This window comes from Pseudomonas sp. HMSC08G10 (assembly GCF_001808425.1).
Taxonomy (GTDB): domain Bacteria; phylum Pseudomonadota; class Gammaproteobacteria; order Pseudomonadales; family Pseudomonadaceae; genus Aquipseudomonas; species Aquipseudomonas guariconensis.
This window is the reverse complement of record NZ_KV793325.1, coordinates 41,418-43,792: the sequence shown is the minus strand read 5'-3', so window position 1 is coordinate 43,792 and position 2,375 is coordinate 41,418. Positions and strand designations below refer to the sequence as shown.

General features: G+C 60.9%; 5 protein-coding genes. 3 read left to right on the top strand and 2 right to left on the bottom strand.

Translation table 11 applies throughout. The features are described 5' to 3' along the window. The coding region (locus tag HMPREF3173_RS18880; RefSeq protein WP_139146875.1) for a hypothetical protein at positions 1 to 213 on the bottom strand (213 nt) is incomplete at its 3' end. A gap of 516 nt (positions 214 to 729) precedes the next feature. On the opposite strand from HMPREF3173_RS18880, the gene HMPREF3173_RS18875 reads away from it, so the two are divergent. Genes HMPREF3173_RS18875 through HMPREF3173_RS18865 form a run of 3 tightly spaced genes read left to right on the top strand, consistent with a single transcriptional unit; the run spans position 730 to position 1,890 of the window. Further along, the gene (locus HMPREF3173_RS18875) at positions 730 to 1,173 is read left to right on the top strand and encodes a structural protein P5 (protein ID WP_070575566.1); all 444 of its coding nucleotides are present in this window, start codon (positions 730 to 732) and stop codon (positions 1,171 to 1,173) included. An 11-nt stretch (positions 1,174 to 1,184) separates the two neighbouring features. Beyond that, positions 1,185 to 1,709, top strand: coding sequence for a DUF2514 domain-containing protein (locus HMPREF3173_RS18870; protein ID WP_070575571.1), 525 nt, complete (start codon positions 1,185 to 1,187; stop codon positions 1,707 to 1,709). Beyond that, positions 1,681 to 1,890: a hypothetical protein gene (locus HMPREF3173_RS18865; protein ID WP_070575564.1), complete on the top strand. Its 210-nt coding sequence runs from the start codon at positions 1,681 to 1,683 to the stop codon at positions 1,888 to 1,890. The genes HMPREF3173_RS18870 and HMPREF3173_RS18865 overlap by 29 nt, the downstream gene beginning before the upstream one ends. On the opposite strand, the gene HMPREF3173_RS18860 is transcribed toward HMPREF3173_RS18865, so the two are convergent. Then, the coding region (locus HMPREF3173_RS18860) for an SOS response-associated peptidase (protein ID WP_256544531.1) at positions 1,884 to 2,375 on the bottom strand (492 nt) is incomplete at its 5' end. The genes HMPREF3173_RS18865 and HMPREF3173_RS18860 overlap by 7 nt on opposite strands.

The following is a 2,375-nucleotide window of genomic DNA, read 5'->3' as shown; positions in this document are numbered from 1 at the left end:
GATTCGGGAAGTCTTTTTCAGACCTTCCTTAGCGATCCCGCCTTCGCCGCTCTGACCGCCGGTGATGAGTACGCTCCCATTTTTCAGAAGTACATCTCGGTGCTGGGATGCCGGCACGACCATGTCGCCGACTGGTTGAAAGTGCATCTCCGCGTTGGCAGCATGGGCGACTGCCGATAGTGCTACGGTGATGGCCAGGCGTTTCATATCCATTGGTTATTCCTGTCTATGCTTGCGGGTACCGCGCTGCCCTAGCAGCGGCCGGTAATTCTACTGTTACGATTTCATCGTTGACATTATTTTTTCATGGAAGACGTAGGCATTGATCGAATCAGAGCCTCAGAAGGCTCCGAGAGCAATGCCGTGGCTGTAGGCAAATGTGGAGAACACGTCGATGGGGAAGGTGAAAAAAAATACAGCGTTTCTGATAGGTGCTTTGTTCTGCTTGGCTGGTTTCGGTGTGGCTATAAATTTCTGGCTGCGCTCAAAGCCAATAGAGGTGCCTGTGTTTGTCGTTATTACCATAGGATTGGTGATGATTTTGGCTGAGTATTGGTCCGCTCGACATGGTGGAAAAAAATAACAAGTAGCAAATTTGCAGTAGCGTCCCGACCACCCCTAGCACCAACGAAATCGATTGGCCGGCGCCGCCGGCCTGATCAACTGAACGACAGCCTGCCAACGAAGACAACCGCCTGATGGCGGTATTTTTTTGCCCGGAGAAAACCTATGACTGCACGCGGCGTCCGCAACAACAATCCTGGGAACATCGATTTCAACCCACGCAATGATTGGGTGGGGCAGCTGGGCTTGGAACTCGGGGCCAGCAAGCCGCGCTTTGCCCGCTTCGACTCGCCCGAGAACGGCATCCGTGCCCTGGGCAAGCTGCTCATTGCCTACCGCGGCAAGGACGGCATGCCCGGTGTGGGCGGGAAGGGCATAGACACGGTGCTGGAGACCATCAACCGCTGGGCACCTTCGAACGAGAACGACACGAAGGCCTACGCCCTGGCTGTGGCCAAGCGCCTTGGCGTGCGCACCACCGACCCAATCAACATCAAGGATCCGGCCACGCTGCGGGTGTTCGTGGAGAGCATCATCATCCATGAGAACGGCGGCAACCCGTACAAGGCTGAGGTCATCGATGAGGGCGTGCGGAGGGCCTTGGCGTGAACGGCTGGGGTATGCGTGCGCTGGCGCTCCTGTTGGTGGTGGCCTCCTACTGGGGCACCTACCAGCACGGCCGATCTGTCGAACGCGCTGAGGCTGCCAAAGCATCGGCTCAGCGCGACAGCGGCGACCGCCTGGCCGAGGTATTGGGCGAGCGCAGCGCCCGGGAGGAAGAACAACGACGCGCCCAGGCGCAGGAGGAGGCGAGAGCCCATGCAAGAGAACAACACCAGGTGGCTGATGCTGGTGCTGCTAGCGCCGATGCTGCTAGCCAGCGGCTGCAGCACGACGCAGCCAATTTCGCCGCCACCGTCCGTTGCCCCGCCACGGATACCGCCGCTATCGCCCGAGGCCAGGCAGCCACCCGCGCCGCCATGGTGCTCTCCGACCTGCTCACACGGGCTGATGATCGAGCGGGAGAGCTGGCGAAAGCGTATGACCGAGCCCGAATAGCTGGCCAGCAGTGCGAGGCGGAGTATGATGCCCTGATCAGAAAACCGGAGCAGGGCGGTGAAAAGGACCATTCAAGGCCTGGCTGAGGCTGGCGATCAGCTGATCCAGCAGGCCATCGATGCCACCAGGAAGTACCACGAAGCCAAGGACATGGGCGCGCCGGCGGCAGAGGTACAGCGCCTTAAGCTGCTGGCGGATTCGCTGTACCAGGCTGTGACCGAGTTTCAGCTAAAGTCCCGGGGCGAAGCCGGCGACACCCATCACTGAATCGGCTTGATCAGGTCGGCCCCCTGGTTCCGGACATTGCCCACGGCCGTGCTCACCCGGAACCACTCGAATTCCTCAGCGGGTTCGCCCATGTTTAGGGCCATTTGTTCGGCATACTCAAGTGGGTAGGCCGGGTCTATCCAGGCTCTCGCTGACCCTGGTGCCAGAACCACTGGCCGCCGGACGTGCACATCGACCATGCCGCCCTGGGCGTCGGCGGTGATGATGACGAAACCGTCGTGCTCGCTCCCAGTGAACTGGCCGATCGAGGCGCACAGGGCCGGTTGCCCGTCCCGCCGCCGGATGTAGTAGGGCTGCTTCTTCGGGCCGCCTTCATCGACCCACTCATACCAGCCGTCCACCGGCGTGATCGCGCGATGCGGCCAGATCGCCCGGAAGAACGGCCCGTGTGCTACCTTCTCGACCCTGGCATTGATCGGCGGTGCTCGGTCAGTCGCCCAGTGCGGCCGCCATCCCCACCTCAC